Source organism: Isoptericola sp. NPDC056134, from assembly GCF_042264825.1.
GTDB classification, from domain to species: Bacteria; Actinomycetota; Actinomycetes; order Actinomycetales; family Cellulomonadaceae; genus Isoptericola; species Isoptericola nanjingensis.
Window position 1 is genome coordinate 1 of sequence record NZ_JBHJVM010000026.1, and the last position, 19,043, is coordinate 19,043.

A 19,043-nucleotide genomic window follows, 5' to 3' on the forward strand; every position below is an offset into this window, starting at 1 on the left:
CGCCGAGATAGAGAGGGCACGGACCGTAGCCGGCTACGGTCCGTGCCCTCTCTATCTCGGCGGGTCGCCTCTCTATCTCGGCGTGACGACGAGCCCCGCAGAGTCGGGGGCCCGGTCGACGACGACGGTGCCGCCGTCGGACACGGCGCCGGACAGCAGCTCCTTGGCCAGCCGGTCGCCGATCTCGCGCTGCACCAGGCGACGCAGCGGGCGGGCGCCGTACGCGGGGTCGAAGCCCTCCAGCGCCAGCCACTCGCGCGCGGCGGGCGTGACGTCCACCGTGATGCGCCGGTCGGCCAGCCGCTTCGCGAACGCCGCGACCTGGAGGTCGACGATCTCCCCCAGCTCCTCGACGTTGAGCGCGTCGAAGATGACCACGTCGTCGAGCCGGTTGAGGAACTCCGGCTTGAACGACGCGCGCACGGCCGCCATGACCGCCTCGCGACGGGCGGCGTCGTCGAGCGCCGGGTCCACGAGGAACTGCGAGCCCAGGTTCGACGTCAGCACGAGGATGACGTTGCGGAAGTCGACCGTGCGGCCCTGGCCGTCGGTGAGTCGGCCGTCGTCGAGCACCTGAAGCAGGATGTCGAAGACCTCGGGGTGCGCCTTCTCCACCTCGTCCAGCAGGACGACGGAGTACGGGCGCCGCCGCACGGCCTCGGTGAGCTGCCCGCCCTCCTCGTAGCCGACGTACCCGGGGGGCGCGCCGACCAGCCGCGACACGGAGTGCTTCTCCGAGTACTCGGACATGTCGATGCGCACCATGGCGCGCTCGTCGTCGAACAGGAAGTCCGCGAGCGACTTGGCCAGCTCGGTCTTGCCGACGCCGGTCGGGCCGAGGAACAGGAACGACCCGGTCGGCCGGTCGGGGTCGGCCACGCCGGCCCGCGAGCGCCGCACGGCGTCGGACACCGCGCGCACCGCGGCCGTCTGGCCGATGAGCCGCTCGCCGATGACGTCCTCCATGTGCAGGAGCTTCTCCGACTCGCCCTGCAGCAGGCGCCCGGCGGGGATGCCGGTCCAGGCGGAGACCACCTCGGCGATCTCGTCGGAGCCCACCTTGTCGGCGATCATCGGCGCCTCGTGCGCGGCTGCCTCGTCGGCCCCCTGCGACGCCTCGGCCTGCTCGGCGTCGGCGAGCTCGCGCTCGACCTGCGGGATCTCCCCGTACAGCAGGCGCGCGGCGGACTCGAGGTCGCCCTCGCGCTGCAGCCGGTCGGACTCGGTGCGCAGCTCGTCAATGCGGGCGCGCAGGTCGCCGACGCGGTTGTGGCCGGCCTTCTCCGACTCCCACCGCGCGGTGAGCGCGGCCAGCCTCTCGCGCGTGTCGGCGAGGTCGGCCCGCAGCCGCTCGAGGCGCTCGGTGGAGGCGGCGTCGTCGGACTCCTTGAGCACGACCTCCTCCATCTCGAGGCGCGTGACGACGCGCTGCAGCTCGTCGATCTCGACCGGCGAGGAGTCCATCTCCATGCGCAGGCGCGACGCCGCCTCGTCGACGAGGTCGATCGCCTTGTCGGGCAGCTGGCGGCCGGTGATGTACCGGTCGGACAGCGCGGCGGCGGCCACGAGCGCGGAGTCGGCGATCGTCACCTTGTGGTGCGCCTCGTACCGCTCCTTGAGCCCGCGCAGGATCGCGACCGTGTCCTCCACGGACGGCTCGCCGACGAACACCTGCTGGAACCGGCGCTCGAGGGCCGGGTCCTTCTCGATGTGCTCGCGGTACTCGTCGAGGGTCGTGGCGCCGACCAGGCGCAGCTCGCCGCGGGCGAGCATCGGCTTGAGCATGTTGCCCGCGTCCATGGCGCCCTCGCCGCCGGCGCCCGCGCCGACGACGGTGTGCAGCTCGTCGATGAAGGTGACGACCTCGCCGTCGGACGCGGTGATCTCCTCGAGCACGGCCTTGAGCCGCTCCTCGAACTCGCCGCGGTACTTGGCGCCCGCGACCATGCCCGCCAGGTCGAGCGCGACGAGGCGCTTGCCCTGCAGGGACGTCGGGACGTCGCCCGCGACGATGCGCTGGGCCAGGCCCTCGACGACGGCGGTCTTGCCGACGCCGGGCTCGCCGATGAGCACGGGGTTGTTCTTGGTACGGCGGCTGAGCACCTGCACGACGCGGCGGATCTCGGAGTCGCGGCCGATGACCGGGTCGAGCTGGCCGTCGCGGGCGCGCTGCGTGAGGTCGCTGCCGTACTGCTCCAGCGCCTTGTACGTGCCCTCGGGGTTGGGGCTGGTGACGCGGGACGAGCCGCGGACGGCGGGCAGCGCGGCGCGCAGGGCGTCGGCGGTCGCGCCCGCCTCGGTCAGCGCCTGGGCGGCGGCGGACTGCCCGGCGGCGAGCGCGACGAGCAGGTGCTCCGTCGAGACGTACTCGTCGCCGAGCGCCTCGGCCTCCTTGGCTGCGTTCTCCAGCACGGCGCTCGTCGCGCGCGACGGCGCGGGCTGCGCGACGGCGGACCCGCTCGCCTGCGGCAGGGCGACGAGGGCCGCGCGGGCGCGCTGGCCGATCTGCTGGGTGTTCGCGCCGACGGCGTCGAGCAGGCCGACGGCGACGCCGCCCGACTGCTGGAGCAGCGCCTGCAGCAGGTGCACGGGCTCGAGCTGGGGGTTGCCCGCGGCCGACGCCGACTGGACGGCGTCGCCGAGCGCCTGCTGCGACATGGTCGTGAGCTTGATGTCCATGGGACCTCCGGGATGACGTGCGATGACACGGGAGAAACGTCTGTCGGGGGAACGCCGCCAAAGTTGAGTCTATTCCGCTCAAGTTTGATCGCAAGCCGCCCGGGGCGCCGGGTGGCTCGTGGACCGCCGCTGCGGGATGCTGGGCCGGTGACCACTCCAGCCCGCGGCCCCGTGCGCCGCCTCCGCACCGCGATCGCGGCGGTCCTGGCCGCCGTCGGCCTCCTCGCCCTCGCCGGGTGCATGAAGGTCGACATGGACATGACGCTGTCCGAGGACGACACCGTCTCCGGCTCGATCGTCATGGCCGTCTCCAACAGCCTCGCCGAGACCATGGGGATGGAGCCGGGCGAGCTGTGGAAGCAGGCGGGCGGAGAGCTGTCCCAGAACCTGCCCGAGGGCACGTCCCAGGAGCCGTACTCCGACGACGAGTACACCGGCACCCGGTACACCTTCACCGACGCCCCGATCAGCCAGATCTCGGGCGAGGGCGGCGAGGACCTCACCATCACCCGCGACGGCGACAACTACGTCGTCGACGGCACCATGAACCTCTCCGAGGGTGCCGACCAGCTGAAGTCTCTGCCGCAGAACGTCCAGGACGCCTTCGACGTCAGCCTCGCCATCACCTTCCCCGGCCCGGTCAGCGACGCCACCGGCGCCATCGACGGCAACACCGTCACCTGGACGCCGAAGGTCGGCGAGAACGCCGAGATCCACGCCGTCGGCGCAGCCACCGCGGGCAGCAGCTTCCCGTGGTGGATCGTCGGGCTCGTCGTCGGGCTGGTCGTCATCGGCCTCGTCGTGTGGTTCGTCGTGCGGAACAACCGCCGCCCCGCCCCGGTCACGGGCACCGCGGCGGGCGACACCGCCCTCGCCGCGCAGGCCGCCCCCGGGGCCGTCCCCGCCGCCGGTCCGACGCCGGAGGAGCAGGTCTTCGGCGCGCCCGCGGCTCCGGCCGCCGCACCGGGCACCGGCCCGGTCGCCGAACCGCTTGAGCCGGAGGCCGCGCCCGAGGCCGCCACGCCCGCCGGCCCCACGACCGGACCCGTCGCGGAGCCGCTGGAGCCCGGCCGCCCGGGCGAGGAGGACACCGTCCGGCAGGAGCCCGTCGGCGACGCCACCGCGCCCGAGCCCGACGTCGAGCCCGACGTCACGGGCACGACCGGCGACCGCCCCGGCGACGAGGACCGCCCGTCCGGTCCCGCGCAGGGTGCCTGACGCGCCGACCGCGCCACGCCCCGAGCCCGGGGCGTGGCGCGAGGACGTCCTCGGCCCGGAGTTCCGGGCGCGCACGCTGCCGCTGCCCGGCGGCGCGGAGGCCGTGCTGGTGCGGCACGTGCCGTCCACGCCGGACGACGACGGCGCGCCGGGCCCTCAGGGCGTCGCGCGCACGGCGGTGCTGTCCGTGCACGGGTTCGTCGACTACTTCTTCCACCCGCACGTCGCGCGCGCTGTCGCCGCCCGCGGGCACGCGTTCTACGCCGTCGACCTGCGCGGCCACGGGCGGGCGCTGGCCGCGCACGTCGCCGCCGGGCGCGACCCCAACCTCGTGGACGACCTGGCGCTGTACGCCCAGGACCTCGACGCCGCGGCCGCCGTCGTGCGCGCTGCGGGACACGAGCGGCTGGTGGTGCTCGGGCACTCCACGGGCGGCCTGGTCGCGCCCCTGTGGGCGAACGCCCGCCCCTGCCGCGCGGACGCGCTCGTGCTCAACAGCCCGTGGCTGGAGCTCAACGAGAGCTGGCTGATGCGCGGCCCGGCGACCTGGGCGATCGACGTCGTCGGGCGCGTCGCGCCACGGCTGGCCGTCGGCTCCGTCGGCGAGCACTACGGCGCCGCGCTGCACCACGAGACCGGCGGGGAGTGGGACTACGACCTGGCCTGGAAGCCGCACGCCGGCTTCCCCGCCCGCGCCGGGTGGCTGCGCTCCGTGCGCCGTGCGCAGCACCGGGTGGCCCGCGGGCTGGACCTCACGATCCCGGTCCTCGTGCTCGCGTCCGACCGGTCCGGCCCGGCCCGGTCGTGGCACGACGAGCTGGTCACCACGGACTCCGTGCTGGACGTCGCGCACATCCGCGACCGGGCGCCCCGCCTGGGCAGCGACGTCACCGTGCGGACGGTCGCCGGCGGCGCGCACGACCTCGCCCTCTCGCCGCAGCCGGCCCGCGACACGTACCTCACCACCGTGCTGGACTGGATCGAGGCGCTCCCCTAGCGCCCACGGTCGTGTCCGATTCCCGCTAGCCCACCGTCGGTGGACCGCGTGAGGATGGGGGCATGACGACGACGGCCCACCCCGACGCGCGGGAGTTCGAGGAGCGGTACCGCGCCATCGCCGCGCGGGACACCCGGTTCGACGGGCAGTTCTTCACGGCGGTCAGCTCCACGGGCATCTACTGCCGCCCGTCCTGCCCGGCGCGCACGCCGAAGCCGGAGAACGTCACCTTCTACCTCACCTCGGCGGCCGCGCACGAGGCCGGCTACCGCGCCTGCAAGCGGTGCCTGCCCGAGGCCGCGCCCGGCACCCCGGCCTGGGACCTGCGGCGCGACCTCGCCGGACGGGCGATGCGCCTCATCGCCGACGGCGTCGTGGACCGCGAGGGCACGGACGGGCTCGCGGCCCACCTCGGGTACAGCGCCCGGCACGTGCACCGCCTGCTCACCGCCGAGCTCGGCGCCGGCCCGCTCGCCCTGGCCCGCGCGCAGCGGGCCCAGACCGCGAGGAGTCTCGTCGTCGGCACCGACCTGCCGCTCGCGGACGTCGCCTTCGCGGCCGGGTTCGGCTCCATCCGGCAGTTCAACGACACGATGACCGAGGTCTTCGCCGTCGCGCCGAGCGAGCTGCGCGCCCGCGCGCGCCGCCGCCCCCCGGCCTTCCGGCACGGGATCTCCCTCGCCGGGGGACCCGGTCCCGCGGCGGATCGGGGCGACGTCGCGCGCGTCCGCCTCGACCTGGAGCTGCCGGTGCGCGAGCCGTTCGACGCCCGCGGCGTCGTCGCGTTCCTCGCGGCGCGCGCCGTCGACGGCGTGGAGGTCGCGGACCTCGACGGCGACGACGTGCGGTACGCCCGCACGCTGCTGCTCCCCCACGGACCCGGCGCGGCGGAGGTCCTGGCCGGGCCGGGCGTGGGGCCCGGCCGGGTCGCCGTGCGCCTGGAGCTCGCGTCAGCCGCCGACGTCTCGGTGGCGGTGGCCCGCCTGCGCCGGCTGCTCGACCTGGACGCCGACCCGGCCGCCGTCGACACGGCCCTCGCCGACGACCCGGCCCTGGCGCCGCTCGTCGCCCGCAGGCCCGGCCTGCGCCTGCCCGGCACGGTGGACCCGCACGAGATCGTGGTGCGCGCCATCGTCGGGCAGCAGATCAGCGTGGCCGCCGCGCGCACGCACCTCGGCCGGCTCGCCGCCGGCGCGGGCACCCCGTACGCCTCCGCGGTCCCCGGGCTCACGCGCCTGTTCCCGACGGCGGCCCAGGTCGCGACCGCGGCGGCGGACCACCTGCGCCTGCCCGCGCGGTCCGTCGCGACGGTCGTCGACACCGCCGGCGCCCTCGACGACGGCACCCTCGCCGTCGGGGTGGGCGACGACGGCGACGCGCTGCGCACCGCGTTCGTCGCGCGCCGCGGGATCGGACCGTGGACGGCCGCCTACGTGGCGATGCGCGTGCTGCGCGACCCGGACTCCTGGCTCGACGGCGACGTCGCGCTCCTCGCGGGCGCGGCCGCGGCCGGCGTCGACCTGGGCCTGCCCGACGACGCCCCGCGCGCGGCCCGGTCGCGCGCGCTCGCCGCCCGCGCCGGGCGTTGGGCGCCGTGGCGCTCGTACGCCGCCCTGCACCTGTGGCGCGCCGCCCTCCCGCCGACCAGGCAGTGACGCACGTTCTCAGCCCGCACCCCGAGCTCGAGCGCAGGCTCGGCACCCGACCTCCCGGAGGAACCATGTCCGCCCGCACCACCACCCTCAGCACGCCCGACGGTCCGTTCACCGTCGTCGTCGACCCGGACGGCACGGTCCTCGCGTCCGGCTGGACGACGGACGCCGACGCCCTCGTCGGTCTCGTCCACCCCGACGTCCGGCCCACGGCCACGACGCCCGTGCCCGACGACGACCCCGCGGTCGCCTCTGCCGTCGCCGCGGTCCGCGCCTACTACGCGGGGGACGTGCGCGCGATCGACGCCGTCCCCGTCCGCCAGGTCTCCGGCCCGTACCGCGCGCACGCGTGGGACGTGCTGCGCACCGTCGACGCCGGGGACCCCGTGACGTACACCCGCTACGCGGAGCTGTCCGGCCGCCCTGCGGCCGTCCGCGCGGCGGCCGGCGCGTGCGCGATGAACGCCGCCGCCCTGTTCGTCCCGTGCCACCGGGTGCTGCGGACCGACGGCAGCCTCGGCGGCTTCCGCTACGGCCTCGACGTCAAGCGCAGCCTGCTCGCCCACGAGGCCCGCCACGCCGGCTGAGCCCGCGACCCGCGACGACGTCAGAGCGACGGCTCCTCCGGCGTGGACACGGTGAACACCGCGCCGGCGATGACCGGCACCCGCGTCGCCGCCCGCTCGAGGTCGTCCAGGCGCCGCGCGACGGTCTCCTCCGGCTCGTTGCCGCTGAGGTCGACGCTCGCCACCAGGTACAGCGACCGCGGCCCCACGTACTCGAGCCGCAGGTAGGTGACCCGCTCCACCTGCGGCATCGTGACGAGGTGCGCGAGCACGGCGGACCGGGTCTCGGGCCGGGCCGCCTCGCCGACGAGGAAGCGGCGGTTGCGGTCCACGAGCACCAGGGAGACGACGGCCAGCACGACGCCGACGACGATCGAGCCGACGGCGTCGGGCACGGGCGACCCGGTGAGCTGGTGCGCGAGCACGCCCCCGAACGCGACGACGAGGCCGACGAGCGCGGCGGCGTCCTCCGCATAGACGGCGCGCAGCGTGGGGTCGGAGGTGACGAGCACGTGGTGCAGGACGTCGTGCTCGGCCTTCTTCGCCTCGGCCCGCGCCTGCCGGCTGGCCTGCAGGAACGAGATCCCCTCGAGCACGAACGCGATGCCGAGCACGGCGTACGCGACGCCGAAGTCGCTCGCGGGCTCGGGGTGCACCAGCTCCTGGATGCCGTGCGTGATGGACACGCCGGCGCCGACGGCGAACAGCCCGATGGCGGCGAACATCGACCACACGTAGGCCTCGCGGCCGAAGCCGAGCGGGTGCTCGCGGTCGGCGGGGCGGCGCGAGCGGCGGTCGGCGACGAAGAGGAACACCTCGTTCCCGGTGTCCGCCCAGGAGTGCACGGCCTCCGCCAGCATCGACGCCGACCCGGTGACGACCGCCGCCACCGACTTCGCGACGGCCACGAACGCGTTCGCGGCGAACGCCACGACGACCGTGAGGGTGCTCTCGCCGCCGGAGTGCGCGTCCTGCACGACGCGCGGGCTGGCGAGGGGCTCCGGCGGCGCGGCGGCGGGATCGGTCTCCGCGGGGTGCGCGAGAGCGGCGAACGGGTCGGGCGCGGCGGCGGGGTCGGGCTCGGCTGGTGCCATGCGCCCGGTCTATCAGCCGCGGGTCAGTCGGGCTCGCCGAACTCGTTGGGGCGCAGGTCGTCGGGGTCGACCTTGCCCGTGCGGAACCCCGCGCGGCCCACCATGTGCGCGGCGACGGGCGACGTGACGAGCTGGAACGCGACGACCAGCACGAGCATCGCGACGGCCGACCAGCTGCGCACCCGGAGCGCGAGCGCCGTGAGCAGGAGGATGAGGCCCAGCACCTGCGGCTTCGTGACGGTGTGCATGCGGGCCAGCAGGGACGGGAAGCGCACGAGGCCCAGCCCGGCGCCGAGCGTCAGGAACGCGCCGGCGAGCAGGCAGACCGCGGCGACGGTGTCGGCGACCGTCGTCCACACCCCCGGGTCGACGTGGGTCATCGCTGGCCACCCTCCGCGCTCTCGGCGTCGTCCTCGGCATCGACGCGCGCCCCGTCGCGCTGCTCGTGCCGTTGTTCCCCGCGCGGCACGTCGGCGGCGCGCGCCTGGGCGGCGACCTCCTCACGCGTGCGCACGCGGCCCTCGCCCTCCGGCTCCTTCGCGGCGAACCGGGCCATCGTCACCGAGCCCACGAAGCCCACCATCGACAGCGCGACGAGGATCGGGATGGTCTCCGTGCGCCGCGACCAGATGGCCTCGATCGCGATGGCGCACACCAGGGTGACGGTGAGCGTGTCCAGCGCGACCGCCCGGTCGAGCATCGACGGGCCTCGCTCCACACGCACGAGCGCGAGCAGCGCGGCGACGGCCACGAGCACGGCGGCCGCGATCACGGCGGCGAGCATCATGCGTCCTCCCCTCGCCCGGGCGCCAGGCCGCACCGGGACAGCACGGCGTCGCTGGCGAAGGCCCGCAGCACCCGCTCCTCGAGCGCCAGCGTGTCGCGGCGCACGGCCTCCGCGCCGCCGGACGCGTCGATGTCGAGCACATGCAGGTAGACGACGCCGGTGCTGCGGCGCGCCTCGACGACCAGCGACCCCGGCACCAGCGACGACATCACGGCCGTGATGGTGAGGTACGCGTCCTCGGGGTTGCGCAGGCGGACGGCGACGATGGCGCCGTGCGGCGTCGGGCCCGGCCGGACCGCCTTCCACGCCACCTCGAACGACGCGACGAACAGGTCGGAGACGAACCTCGCCGCGAGGACCACGGTCCGCCACGGCCGCACCGTGCCGCGCATGTCGATGGCCGGCAGCGGGAACATCGTGACCACCGCTCCGGCGATGACGGCGCCGGCGATGACGTTGGCCCATGACAGGTCGCCCCACAGCAGCACCCACACGACGGTGAGCAGCAGGAGCGCGTGCCACTGCGAGCCCAGCCGCCGCAGCAGATAGACGGGTCGGCGCGACTGCGGGCTCATCCGTGCCCACCCCCCTGTGCCGATCCCTGCGCCTCGTCGCCGTCGTCGCCCACGACGACGGACTCGCCCCGGCCGCGGTCCGCCCCGTCGGGGAAGACGGCGTCCACGTAGGTGTGGCCGTCCATCGACGCGGTGGCGGCGCGCTCGGCGTACCCGTAGAGCGGGCCGGCGGCGACCGTGAGCAGCAGGCCGAACGCGACGAGCGCGCCGGTGGGCAGCACCATGCCGCGCGGCAGCGGGACGTCGGACTCGATCTCCTCCGACGGCGCCTGCCAGAACGCCTTGTTCCACGCCTTGACCACCGCGTAGAGGGTGAGCAGCGACGTCACGACCGACCCGACGACGAGCACCCACGCCAGCCCGGTCCCCACGGTCGCGCCCTCCGTGAGCAGCCCGACCTTGCCGAGGAACCCGGACAGCGGCGGGATGCCCGCCAGGTTGAGCGCGGGCACGAAGAACAGCACCGCGAGCCCCGGGGCGAGCTTGGCGAGGCCGCCGAGCCGGTCGAGCGACGTCGACCCGCCCCGCCACTCCACGAGGCCCACCACGAGGAACAGGGCCGTCTGGACGGAGATGTGGTGCACCACGTAGTAGATGGCCGCGGCCGTGCCCGCCTCGGTGGCGAGCGCGATGCCGAAGATCATGTAGCCGATGTGGCTGACCAGCGTGAACGACAGCAGACGTTTCACGTCGTTCTGCGCCACGGCACCCAGGATCCCGATGACCATGGTGAGCAGCGCCAGGACCATGAGCACCTGGTCCACGGTGGGGTTGTCCGGGAACAGCAGCGTCTGCGTGCGCAGGATGGAGTACACGCCCACCTTGGTGAGCAGGCCCGCGAACACGGCGGTGACCGGCGCGGGCGCCGTCGGGTACGAGTCCGGCAGCCAGGCGGACAGCGGGAAGATGGCGGCCTTGATGCCGAACGCGAGCAGCAGCAGGAGCTGCAGCGCCGTGCGCACGGTCGGGTCGATCTCCGGCAGCCGCTCCGCGAGCTGCGCCATGTTCACGGTGCCCGTGGCGCCGTAGATGAGCGCGATGGCGCTGAGGAACAGCGTCGACGAGACCAGCGTGACGATGATGTACACCGACCCGGCGCGGATGCGCTCGGCCGTGCCACCCAGGGTGAGCAGCACCGCGGACGACGCGAGCAGGATCTCGAACCCGACGTAGAGGTTGAACAGGTCGCCGGTGAGGAACGCGTTCGCGACGCCGGCGGCCAGGATGAGGAACGTCGGGTGGAAGATCGCGACGGGGATCATGTCGCCGCGCGTCGTGCCCGGGTCGTCCTCCCCCTCGGGCACGCCCTGGCCCAGGGAGTACAGGAGCACGCAGAGCAGCATCACGAACGAGACGGTGAGCATCACCGCGGAGATGCGGTCGGCCACGAGGTCGATGCCGACGGGGACGGCCCAGCTGCCGACCTCGACGACGATCGGCCCGCCGTCCGCGGCGACCAGCAGGCCGACGGACGCCGCAAGGGCGGCGGCGAGCGCGGTGACGCTGATGATGCGCTGCACGCGGGCGTACCGGTGCAGGGCGAGCGTCAGTCCGGCCGCGAAGAGCGGCACCATGACGGGCAGCGGCACCAGCGTGGCGGAGTCCCAGGGCATCACGGGCGCTCCTTGTGACGGTCGGCGTGACGGTCGGCGTGACCGTCGGCGGGCCCGTCGTCGCTGTCGTCGACGTCGTCGTACACGTCGGCGGCCTCCTCGTCGAGCGTCCGGTCCGGCTCGGTGTCGTCCGCGTCCTCGAACGCGGGGGCGTTGAGCGCCGCGTGCCGGGCGACGCGCCGGTCCTCGACGTCGTCCGCGACCTCGTCGTGGCCGTGCAGCTGCCACGACCGGTAGGCCATGGCCAGCACGAACGCGGTGAGCGCGAGCGTGATGACGATCGAGGTGAGCACCATCGCCTGCGCGAGCGGGTCGCTCATGCGCACGCCGTCCGGCGCGTTGCCGATGATCGGCGACGCGCCGGAGCGCCCGCCCATGACCAGCAGCATGAGGTTGACGCCGTTGCCGATGAGGACGAAGCCGAGCAGCACCCGGGTGAGCGGGCGCTCCAGCAGCAGGTAGACGCCGGTGGCGAACAGGACGCCGATGGCCAGCACGAGGATCGCCGGCGGCGTGTTCTCGAGGACGATCACGCGGACACCTCCTCGCGGGCGGGCCGCGGGTCCTGGCGGTCGATCTCGGCGCCGAGCGTGCGCAGCAGGTCGAGCACCAGGCCGACGACGACGAGCATCACGCCGATGTCGAAGAACAGCGAGGTCACGAGGTGCACCTCGCCGAGCACCGGGAAGTGCAGGTCGACGATCGTGCTCTGCAGCACCTCCTGCCCGGCGACGAGCGTCGCGAGGCCCACGCCGGCGGAGAGGAACAGGCCGGTGCCGAGCAGCACGCCGGGGTTGACCGGCGCGGCCTCGCCCAGCTCGTACCGCCCGCCCGCGAGGTACCGCACGGCGAACGCGATGCCCACCACGAGCCCCGCCGCGAAGCCGCCGCCGGGCGCGTTGTGCCCGCTGAACAGCAGGAACAGCGCGAAGACGATCATGGCGTGGAAGATCACGCGGGTGACGACCTCGAACAGCACGGACCGGCGCTCGGGCTCCAGCGTGCTGCCCGCGGCGAGCCACACGCGGCGCGTGTGCGGGTCGGACCGGCTGACCTCGTCCACGCGGGACAGCCGCAGCACCTCGCCGCTGCGCTGCCGCAGGAAGATGAGCGACGCGACTCCGGTCGCCGCGACGAGCAGCACGGAGATCTCGCCGACGGTGTCCCAGGCGCGGATGTCGACCAGGGTCACGTTGACGATGTTCTTGCCGCCGCCCCACGTGTAGGCCTCGTCGGGGAAGTGCGTGCTGATCGGCTCGGCGACGCGCACCAGCGGCGCGGCGACGGTGAACGCCATCATGACGGCGCCGGTCACGACGGCCAGCGCGAGCCGCAGCCAGCGGCTGGCGGCGAGCGGCCGGTCGGTGAAGTACGGGGGCATGCGGCGCAGCACCAGCACCATGACGACCAGCGTGATCGTCTCGCACAGCACCTGGGTGAGGGCGAGGTCGGGGGCGCCGTGCAGCATGAACAGGGTCGCGTTGGCGTACCCGGCGACGCCCACCAGGAGGACGGCCTTGAGACGTCGGCGGGCGCGGGCGGCGAGCACGCAGGAGACGACGACGACGGCGACGACCGCGGCGTCGGCGGGGCGGTCCCACAGCACGAGCTCCACCTGCGGGTGGCCGCCGACCATCCCCGACGCGAGGACCATGCCGGGCGCGACGGCGAGGACCACGAGGATCACGCCGAGGTAGACGGGCAGCGAACCGCGCTGGGTGGCGGCGGTGACGTCGGCCGCCAGGTCGTCCAGGCGGCGCATCGTGCGCCGGTAGGTGACCTCGGCGGAGCGCGGGGACCACAGGAAGTCCTGGGCCTTCTCCACGCGGGCGCGCTGCCAGAAGAGGACGAAGCCGGCGAGCAGCACCAGCACGGTGATGGCGAGGACCGGGGTGAAGCCGCCCCACAGCACGAGGTGGCCCGGCTCGCCGCCCGGGTAGCGGTCCGCGTACGGGGCCAGCAGCCGCTCCCCCGTCGCGGGGGCGAGCGCGACCGCCAGGCCGAGGACCGCGAGCACGAGCGGCGGCGTGACGAGCAGCCACGGCTGGCGGCGCACCGGCGTCGCGGGCGCGGGCTCCGCCGCGGCGTCGCGCGTCGTCGGGGTGTCGCCCACGGCGGCGGCCGCGGCGGCGCCCGGGCGCCGCTTGGTCCCGAACGCGCCCCACGCGAACCGCAGGCCGTACGCCACGGTCAGCGCCGAGCCGACGGCCACCGCGAGGAGCGCGATCCACTCGACCGCCCCGGCGCCGTGGGTGACGTCGTGCCAGAGCCCCTCGAGCGCGGCTTCCTTGGCGACGTACCCGGCGAACGGCGGGAAGCCGATCATGGAGGCGGTCGCGAGCACGCCCGCGACGGTGGTGAACGGCATCGTGCGCCACAGCCCGGACAGCTTGCGCAGGTCGCGGGTGCCGGTGGCGACGTCGACCGCGCCGACGACGAGGAACAACGCCGCCTTGAACATGGCGTGCGCCCCGAGCATCGCGAGGCCGGCGAGCGCCAGCGCCTTGCTCCCGAGCCCCAGGAGCAGCACGATCAGGCCGAGCTGGGAGACCGTGCCGAACGCGAGCACGAGCTTGAGGTCGTGCTGCCGCAGCGCCTGGTAGCCGCCCAGCAGCAGGGTGCCGCCGCCCAGGACCAGCACCAGCCAGCGCCAGACGGGCAGGTCGGCGAACGCCGGGGCGAAGCGCGCCACGAGGTAGACACCCGCCTTGACCATGGCCGCCGCGTGCAGGTACGCGGACACCGGCGTCGGGGCTGCCATCGCCGCGGGGAGCCAGAAATGGAACGGGATGAGGGCGGACTTCGTCGCGGCGCCCGCGAGCAGACAGACCGCCGCCCACGTGACCGCGGTGCCCGACGGCGGGTCCGCGACCAGCTCCGAGACGCGCCAGGTGTCGCCCACGACGCCGAGGATGATGAGCCCCACCAGCATGGCCAGGCCGCCCGCCGTCGTCACCACGATCGCCTGCATGGCCGCGCGGCGGGACGCCTTGCGGTCGGCGTAGTGGCCGATCAGCAGGTAGGAGAAGACGGTGGTGAGCTCCCAGAACACGAACAGGAGCAGCAGGTCGTCGGCGACGACGAGGCCGACCATGGCGGCGGCGAAGGCCGTGAGCACGGCGGCGAACCGGCCGAGGCCGAGGGCGTCGCGGGCGAAGTAGGCGGAGCAGTAGAGCAGCACCAGGGCACCCACGCCGCCCACCACGAGCAGCATGAACCACGCGAGCGTGTCGAGCTGCAGCGTGATCGACAGGTGCAGGCCGGGCACCCAGGGCACCTCGGTGGTCGGGAAGTCTCCCGCCGTCACCCGGGGGGTCATCGCCAGCGCGTACGCGGCGGCCGACGCAGGCCCGAGGGCCAGCACCCAGAAGGCTCTCCTGCCCACCCACGCCACCAGAGCCGGCGCCGCGAGGGCCAGCAGGAAGGTGAAGAGCAGCACTGAGAGCACAGCACTCCGTCCGGTCGAGGGGCGGGGCGTCGGCTTTACTTTACCGGCATCGAGCGATGGTCCGACGCTGACGAGATGACACGCCGGTGTGACCTGGGTCGCGCTCGACGCCGGCCCTACAGGTCCTCGGGGGCCAGCAGGAAATCGGCCTCGTCCGCGATCTCGCCGCCCACGGCGGCGTGGATCGCCACCGCCATCTTCCCGACGAGGTCGGCGGCACGCCGGCGGGCGACGACGTGCGCCGCCTGCGGGAACTCCTGGTTCGCCTCGTACAGGTCCGGCGGGTCCCAGCGCACGTGGTAGCAGACGGCGCCCGCGGCGGCCCACGGCAGCTCGCGCACCAGCAGGGGCAGCGTCTCGTCGCCGATCACCTCGACGGTGACGGAGCCGTCGAGGCCGAGGTCGGTCGTCAGGCCGTACGCGTCGAGCACCATCGGCGCCTGCAGGGCCTCGATGTCGACGTCGTCGGCGCGCTCGTGGATCGCCTTGCGCACCTCGGGGTCGAGCGGCTCGCCCGGGTACAGGGGCCGGTCCGCGATCCCCGCGGGCGGGCCCTGGTACGGCCGGCCCTCCGTCGCGAGCCGCACCCGCGGGTGCGTGGCCTGCAGCACGCGGTGCGCGGCCTGCGGGTCCAGCCAGATGTCGGAGTACACCGTGAGGTCCACCGCCCGGTCGGGGTCGGGGGTCAGCACGACGCCCGGGCCGGCCGCGCGCCGGCCGCCGTCCGCGTCGTCCCACGCGCCCGCGACGTCGAGCCGCACCGAGCCGCCCAGCCGGCGCGCCGCCTGGAGCAGCCAGGAGACGACCCGCTCCTCCTCGCGGTTCGGCAGCGCCGCGGGGAACGCCCGCCCGAGGCCGTCGCGGTCGCCGCCGAAGCGGGCCGCGTCGTCCCAGCGCTCGCGCGGGCACACGACGTCGAACACCAACGCGGTCCCGCCCGGCAGGCCCGCGTCCACACCCTTGCCCGACGGCGCGTACGGGCCGGAGACGACGCTGTGCCGCGACAGCCGCAGCACCCCGGGCTCCCCCGGGTTCGCCATGCGGCCCACGGGGACGTCCGCGCCGGGCAGGTCCGCCGGGACCACGTCCCAGCGTGTGCCGACGAACCGCGACATCGCGAGGACCTCGATCTCGTCGACGACGACGTCCGACGGCACCCCCAGCAGGTGACGCGCCTGATGACCCTGCGCCGCCACCTGGGGCAGCGGCGGCAGTGCGGGCTGGTTCTGGGCCACTTGGCGGATCTCCTTCCGGGACCGGGGCGCGCCGGTGCCGGCGCGGCGGGACCGAGCGTAGCGACGTCCCGCCCCGTCGCGGAACGGCCCGTCAGGCGCCCCGGTGCCGTGTCCGCGCGCGGCGCTCAGACCTCGCTCCGGTGGAACGACTGCCACGACCGGCTCGCCGTCGGACCGCGCTGCCCCTGGTACCGCGAGCCGTACGCGTCCGAGCCGTACGGGTGCTCCGCCGGCGACGACAGGCGGAAGAAGCACATCTGGCCGATCTTCATGCCCGGCCACAGCGTGATCGGCAGCGTCGCGACGTTGCTCAGCTCGAGCGTGACGTGCCCCGAGAAACCGGGGTCGATGAACCCGGCCGTGCTGTGCGTGAGCAGTCCCAGCCGGCCGAGCGACGACTTGCCCTCGAGCCGCGCCGCGACGTCGTCCGGCAGCGTCACCGACTCGAACGTGGACCCCAGCACGAACTCGCCGGGGTGCAGCACGAACGGCTCGTCCGGCGACACCTCGACGAGGCGCGTGAGCTCGGGCTGCTCCTGCGACGGGTCGATGAACGGGTACTTGTGGTTGTCGAACAGCCGGAAGTACCGGTCGAGGCGGACGTCGATGCTGGAGGGCTGGAGCATCGTCGGGTCGTAGGGGTCGAGGACGACCCGCCCGGCGTCGAGCTCGGCCCGGATGTCGCGGTCGGAGAGCAGCACGGGGACACGGTAGTCGCGTCGGCGGGCGGGTGCCCCGTCGTCCGGCGCCGGAGCCCGGCCGCGCCTCGTGTACCATGGAGGCCGCGCACGCCGCGGGATCCGACCCCGGCACTCTTCGGTACCTCGCATCGAAGCCAGGTCCGCGCGCCGACGGCGAACCGCCGTCCACGACGATCTCCGCCCGACGAACACCGGGTCGCGCGGAACGAGAGCAGAGCAGAGAGCATCACTTCTTCCACCATCGCAAGGCCCACGTCCGCATCCGCGGCGGAGGGCAGCACCCGACCTACCCCCGTGTGGCGCCGGGCCGACGACGACCTGTGGGTCGCGACGGTCGACGGCGAGTACGGGGGCATGATCACCCGACTCCCGGACGGCTATCACGTGCACGACCGCTTCTCGCGGCCCGTCGCCGTCGTCCCCACCCTCGCCGAGGCGACGGGGCTGCGCGCCCCGTCCCGCCACGGCGTCCCGCGTGCTCGCCGAGCCCGCGCCCACACCGTCCGCACCCGCCCGGGTGCGACGACCGGACCCCGGTTCGCGGGTCCGTCGCATCAACGAGAGAAGACACCATGACCACCGGAACTGTGAAGTGGTTCAACGAGGAGAAGGGCTTCGGCTTCATCGCCCCCTCCGACGGCACCGCCGACGTGTTCGCGCACTACAGCGCCATCGTCGCGGACGGCTTCCGCTCCCTCAACGAGGGCCAGCAGGTCGAGTTCGACGTCACGCAGGGCCCCAAGGGCATGCAGGCGTCGAACATCCGCCCGCTCTGACACCGCCGCCGGCACGCCGTCCGCGGCGTGCCGGCCACCGGTTCGGAGCATCACCCCCGGTTGGGTATGATCGGGGCGCGCACACCGTCAGGGTGCTGCTGCGCGGGTGTAGTTCAATGGTAGAACTTCAGCTTCCCAAGCTGACAGCGCGGGTTCGATTCCCGTCACCCGCTCCATAGCATTTCCGCAGGTCAGCGGCCTCTGCGAAGGGGTCGCATACCGTCTGCAAGTCTCTTCCCAGGTCGGCGCGTGCCACTACGTGCCACTACGACTTCGGGAGAGACCATGGCAGCACGCAAGCAGCGTCGCCGATCGATCGGGACTGTTCGCCAGCTCCCATCCGGAAGATGGCAGGCGCGGCACACCGGCCCGGACGGCAGGATGCGCGCCCTCAAGACGTTTGCCACCAAGGCGGAAGCAGAGCGCGCGATCGCCCGGGAGACCGTGTCCGTCCAGGACGGTGTGTGGCGCAGCCCCGAGCACGGCGATATTCCGCTCGGCGCGTTCCTTTCCCACTGGCTCGAGACCCGGACCGACATCGCCGTCACGACGGCCTCACTGAACGATCGCCTGCTGAAGACCTGGATCGCCCAACCGCACGGTCGAATGCACACGGCGCTCGCGGATCTCCCGCTCCGCTCGATCAACCAGGCGATTGTTCGTGAGTGGCACTCGGCCGTGACGAAGGAATCTGAACGCCGAGCCCGTGACCGCGCACACCGGGCCGCGAGCAGCCCGGCGGCAATCAACCGGGCCATCCGCTCATGGGCCCGCTCGGCCGGGCTGGTCGTCGCGGAGACAGGGCGGATTCCTGCCGAAGTCCGCAAGGCGTGGCAGGAGCATGCCGCGGCTGGATCCACGCTCCCGCACGATGTCGACGCCAACGCAGGAAAGACAGAACCTGCGCAGGCGTACCGCCTCCTGCACGCCGGCTTCAACCAGGCTGTCAAGGAAGGGCTGATCCACTCGACGCCCTGCACGATCCCTGGGGCCGGACAGAGGGACACTCGGAACCGGCGAGAGCGCGAGACGGTCTCGTTCGAGGAGGCTCGCGACCTCGCGGCCGCGATGCCTGATCGCTACCGCGCTGCGGTGGTGGTGACGATGCTGACCGGCCTGCGCGCCGGCGAGCTCTTCGCCCTGCAGCGCAAGCACGTGGATCTCGATGCCGGGACACTGCGGGTGGAACAGACGCTCGCTCGGGACTGCGGCCCAAACTGGTTCGGGCCGACGAAGTCTGTCAGGAGCCGCCGTACCGTCGCCCTCCCCCAGGCCGCAGCGGCGGCATTGCGCGCTCACATGGCGACGTTCACGCCGACCGACAAGGCCAGCCTGGTGTTCGGCACCGCGAACGCGACGCCACTCGGGTCGGGCTCGCGCTCGCAGATGTTCCGACGCGCTCGCGCGACGATCAACCGGGACGACCTGACGTGGCATGATCTCCGGCATTCCGCGATGGTGCTGTGGGCCAGGACGGGCGCGTCCCTGGCCGAACTCATGGCAATCGCAGGCCACGCCTCCCCCAAGTCCGCGATGCACTACCAGCACGTCGTGAAGGACGCCCAGACGGCCCTTGCCGAGCGGCTCAGCGAGATGGTGGAGACGTCGGTGCCCGCCCCTGAGAACACCGCGGGAAGGCTTCGCGCCGCGTAGCCAAAGGGTCGCACACCGTTGTGTACGGTGGCGCTCAGCTTCGCACCGA

16 protein-coding genes and 1 tRNA gene are annotated in these 19,043 nt (G+C 73.9%); 7 read left to right on the forward strand and 10 right to left on the reverse strand.

Annotated elements, in window-relative coordinates; translation table 11 throughout:
* Positions 1 to 72 precede the first annotated feature (72 nt).
* Entirely contained in the window at positions 73 to 2,679 is a 2,607-nt protein-coding gene (gene clpB / locus ACFCZN_RS18395) for an ATP-dependent chaperone ClpB (RefSeq protein WP_429765776.1), read from the reverse strand.
* Between the two features lie 147 nt (positions 2,680 to 2,826).
* On the opposite strand from clpB, the gene ACFCZN_RS18400 reads away from it, so the two are divergent.
* The 4 genes from ACFCZN_RS18400 to ACFCZN_RS18415 all read left to right on the forward strand — a co-directional run bounded on the left by ACFCZN_RS18400 (position 2,827) and on the right by ACFCZN_RS18415 (position 7,133).
* Positions 2,827 to 3,897 (forward strand): LppM family (lipo)protein, encoded by a 1,071-nt coding sequence (locus ACFCZN_RS18400; protein WP_430557696.1) that lies wholly within the window; start codon positions 2,827 to 2,829, stop codon positions 3,895 to 3,897.
* Complete coding sequence (locus ACFCZN_RS18405) at positions 3,890 to 4,894, forward strand: alpha/beta hydrolase (RefSeq protein WP_430557697.1); 1,005 nt, start codon at positions 3,890 to 3,892, stop codon at positions 4,892 to 4,894. The genes ACFCZN_RS18400 and ACFCZN_RS18405 overlap by 8 nt, the downstream gene beginning before the upstream one ends.
* A 62-nt stretch (positions 4,895 to 4,956) precedes the next feature.
* Positions 4,957 to 6,549: an AlkA N-terminal domain-containing protein gene (locus ACFCZN_RS18410; protein WP_430557698.1), complete on the forward strand. Its 1,593-nt coding sequence runs from the start codon at positions 4,957 to 4,959 to the stop codon at positions 6,547 to 6,549.
* 65 nt (positions 6,550 to 6,614) lie between these two features.
* On the forward strand, positions 6,615 to 7,133 hold the full coding sequence (locus tag ACFCZN_RS18415; RefSeq protein WP_429765768.1) for a methylated-DNA--[protein]-cysteine S-methyltransferase: 519 nt from the start codon (positions 6,615 to 6,617) through the stop codon (positions 7,131 to 7,133).
* Positions 7,134 to 7,153: 20 nt separating this feature from the next.
* On the opposite strand, the gene ACFCZN_RS18420 is transcribed toward ACFCZN_RS18415, so the two are convergent.
* From ACFCZN_RS18420 to dcd, 9 genes are all read right to left on the reverse strand, one after another.
* On the reverse strand, positions 7,154 to 8,206 hold the full coding sequence (locus tag ACFCZN_RS18420) for a cation diffusion facilitator family transporter (protein WP_429765767.1): 1,053 nt from the start codon (positions 8,204 to 8,206) through the stop codon (positions 7,154 to 7,156).
* A 23-nt stretch (positions 8,207 to 8,229) separates the two neighbouring features.
* Entirely contained in the window at positions 8,230 to 8,586 is a 357-nt protein-coding gene (mnhG, locus tag ACFCZN_RS18425) for a monovalent cation/H(+) antiporter subunit G (RefSeq protein ID WP_429765766.1), read from the reverse strand.
* Positions 8,583 to 8,993: a monovalent cation/H+ antiporter complex subunit F gene (locus tag ACFCZN_RS18430; RefSeq protein WP_429765765.1), complete on the reverse strand. Its 411-nt coding sequence runs from the start codon at positions 8,991 to 8,993 to the stop codon at positions 8,583 to 8,585. The genes mnhG and ACFCZN_RS18430 overlap by 4 nt, the downstream gene beginning before the upstream one ends.
* Complete coding sequence (locus tag ACFCZN_RS18435; protein ID WP_430557699.1) at positions 8,990 to 9,568, reverse strand: Na+/H+ antiporter subunit E; 579 nt, start codon at positions 9,566 to 9,568, stop codon at positions 8,990 to 8,992. Before ACFCZN_RS18435 ends, ACFCZN_RS18430 begins: the two co-directional genes overlap by 4 nt.
* Positions 9,565 to 11,181 (reverse strand): Na+/H+ antiporter subunit D, encoded by a 1,617-nt coding sequence (locus tag ACFCZN_RS18440; RefSeq protein WP_430557700.1) that lies wholly within the window; start codon positions 11,179 to 11,181, stop codon positions 9,565 to 9,567. Before ACFCZN_RS18440 ends, ACFCZN_RS18435 begins: the two co-directional genes overlap by 4 nt.
* Positions 11,181 to 11,714 (reverse strand): Na(+)/H(+) antiporter subunit C, encoded by a 534-nt coding sequence (locus ACFCZN_RS18445; protein WP_430557701.1) that lies wholly within the window; start codon positions 11,712 to 11,714, stop codon positions 11,181 to 11,183. Before ACFCZN_RS18445 ends, ACFCZN_RS18440 begins: the two co-directional genes overlap by 1 nt.
* Entirely contained in the window at positions 11,711 to 14,629 is a 2,919-nt protein-coding gene (locus ACFCZN_RS18450; RefSeq protein WP_429765758.1) for a Na+/H+ antiporter subunit A, read from the reverse strand. Before ACFCZN_RS18450 ends, ACFCZN_RS18445 begins: the two co-directional genes overlap by 4 nt.
* Before the next feature lie 116 nt (positions 14,630 to 14,745).
* Positions 14,746 to 15,864 (reverse strand): hypothetical protein, encoded by a 1,119-nt coding sequence (locus ACFCZN_RS18455; protein ID WP_429765756.1) that lies wholly within the window; start codon positions 15,862 to 15,864, stop codon positions 14,746 to 14,748.
* Positions 15,865 to 15,989: 125 nt separating this feature from the next.
* On the reverse strand, positions 15,990 to 16,565 hold the full coding sequence (dcd, locus tag ACFCZN_RS18460) for a dCTP deaminase (RefSeq protein ID WP_429765754.1): 576 nt from the start codon (positions 16,563 to 16,565) through the stop codon (positions 15,990 to 15,992).
* Between the two features lie 572 nt (positions 16,566 to 17,137).
* Between dcd and ACFCZN_RS18465 the strand changes: the two genes are divergently transcribed.
* The 3 genes from ACFCZN_RS18465 to ACFCZN_RS18475 all read left to right on the forward strand — a co-directional run bounded on the left by ACFCZN_RS18465 (position 17,138) and on the right by ACFCZN_RS18475 (position 18,994).
* Positions 17,138 to 17,341, forward strand: a complete 204-nt coding sequence (locus ACFCZN_RS18465; protein WP_429765752.1) for a cold-shock protein — start codon at positions 17,138 to 17,140, stop codon at positions 17,339 to 17,341.
* 102 nt (positions 17,342 to 17,443) lie between these two features.
* Positions 17,444 to 17,517 (forward strand) — tRNA-Gly (locus tag ACFCZN_RS18470).
* Between the two features lie 109 nt (positions 17,518 to 17,626).
* Entirely contained in the window at positions 17,627 to 18,994 is a 1,368-nt protein-coding gene (locus ACFCZN_RS18475; RefSeq protein ID WP_430557702.1) for a histone-like nucleoid-structuring protein Lsr2, read from the forward strand.
* Positions 18,995 to 19,043: the final 49 nt, after the last annotated feature.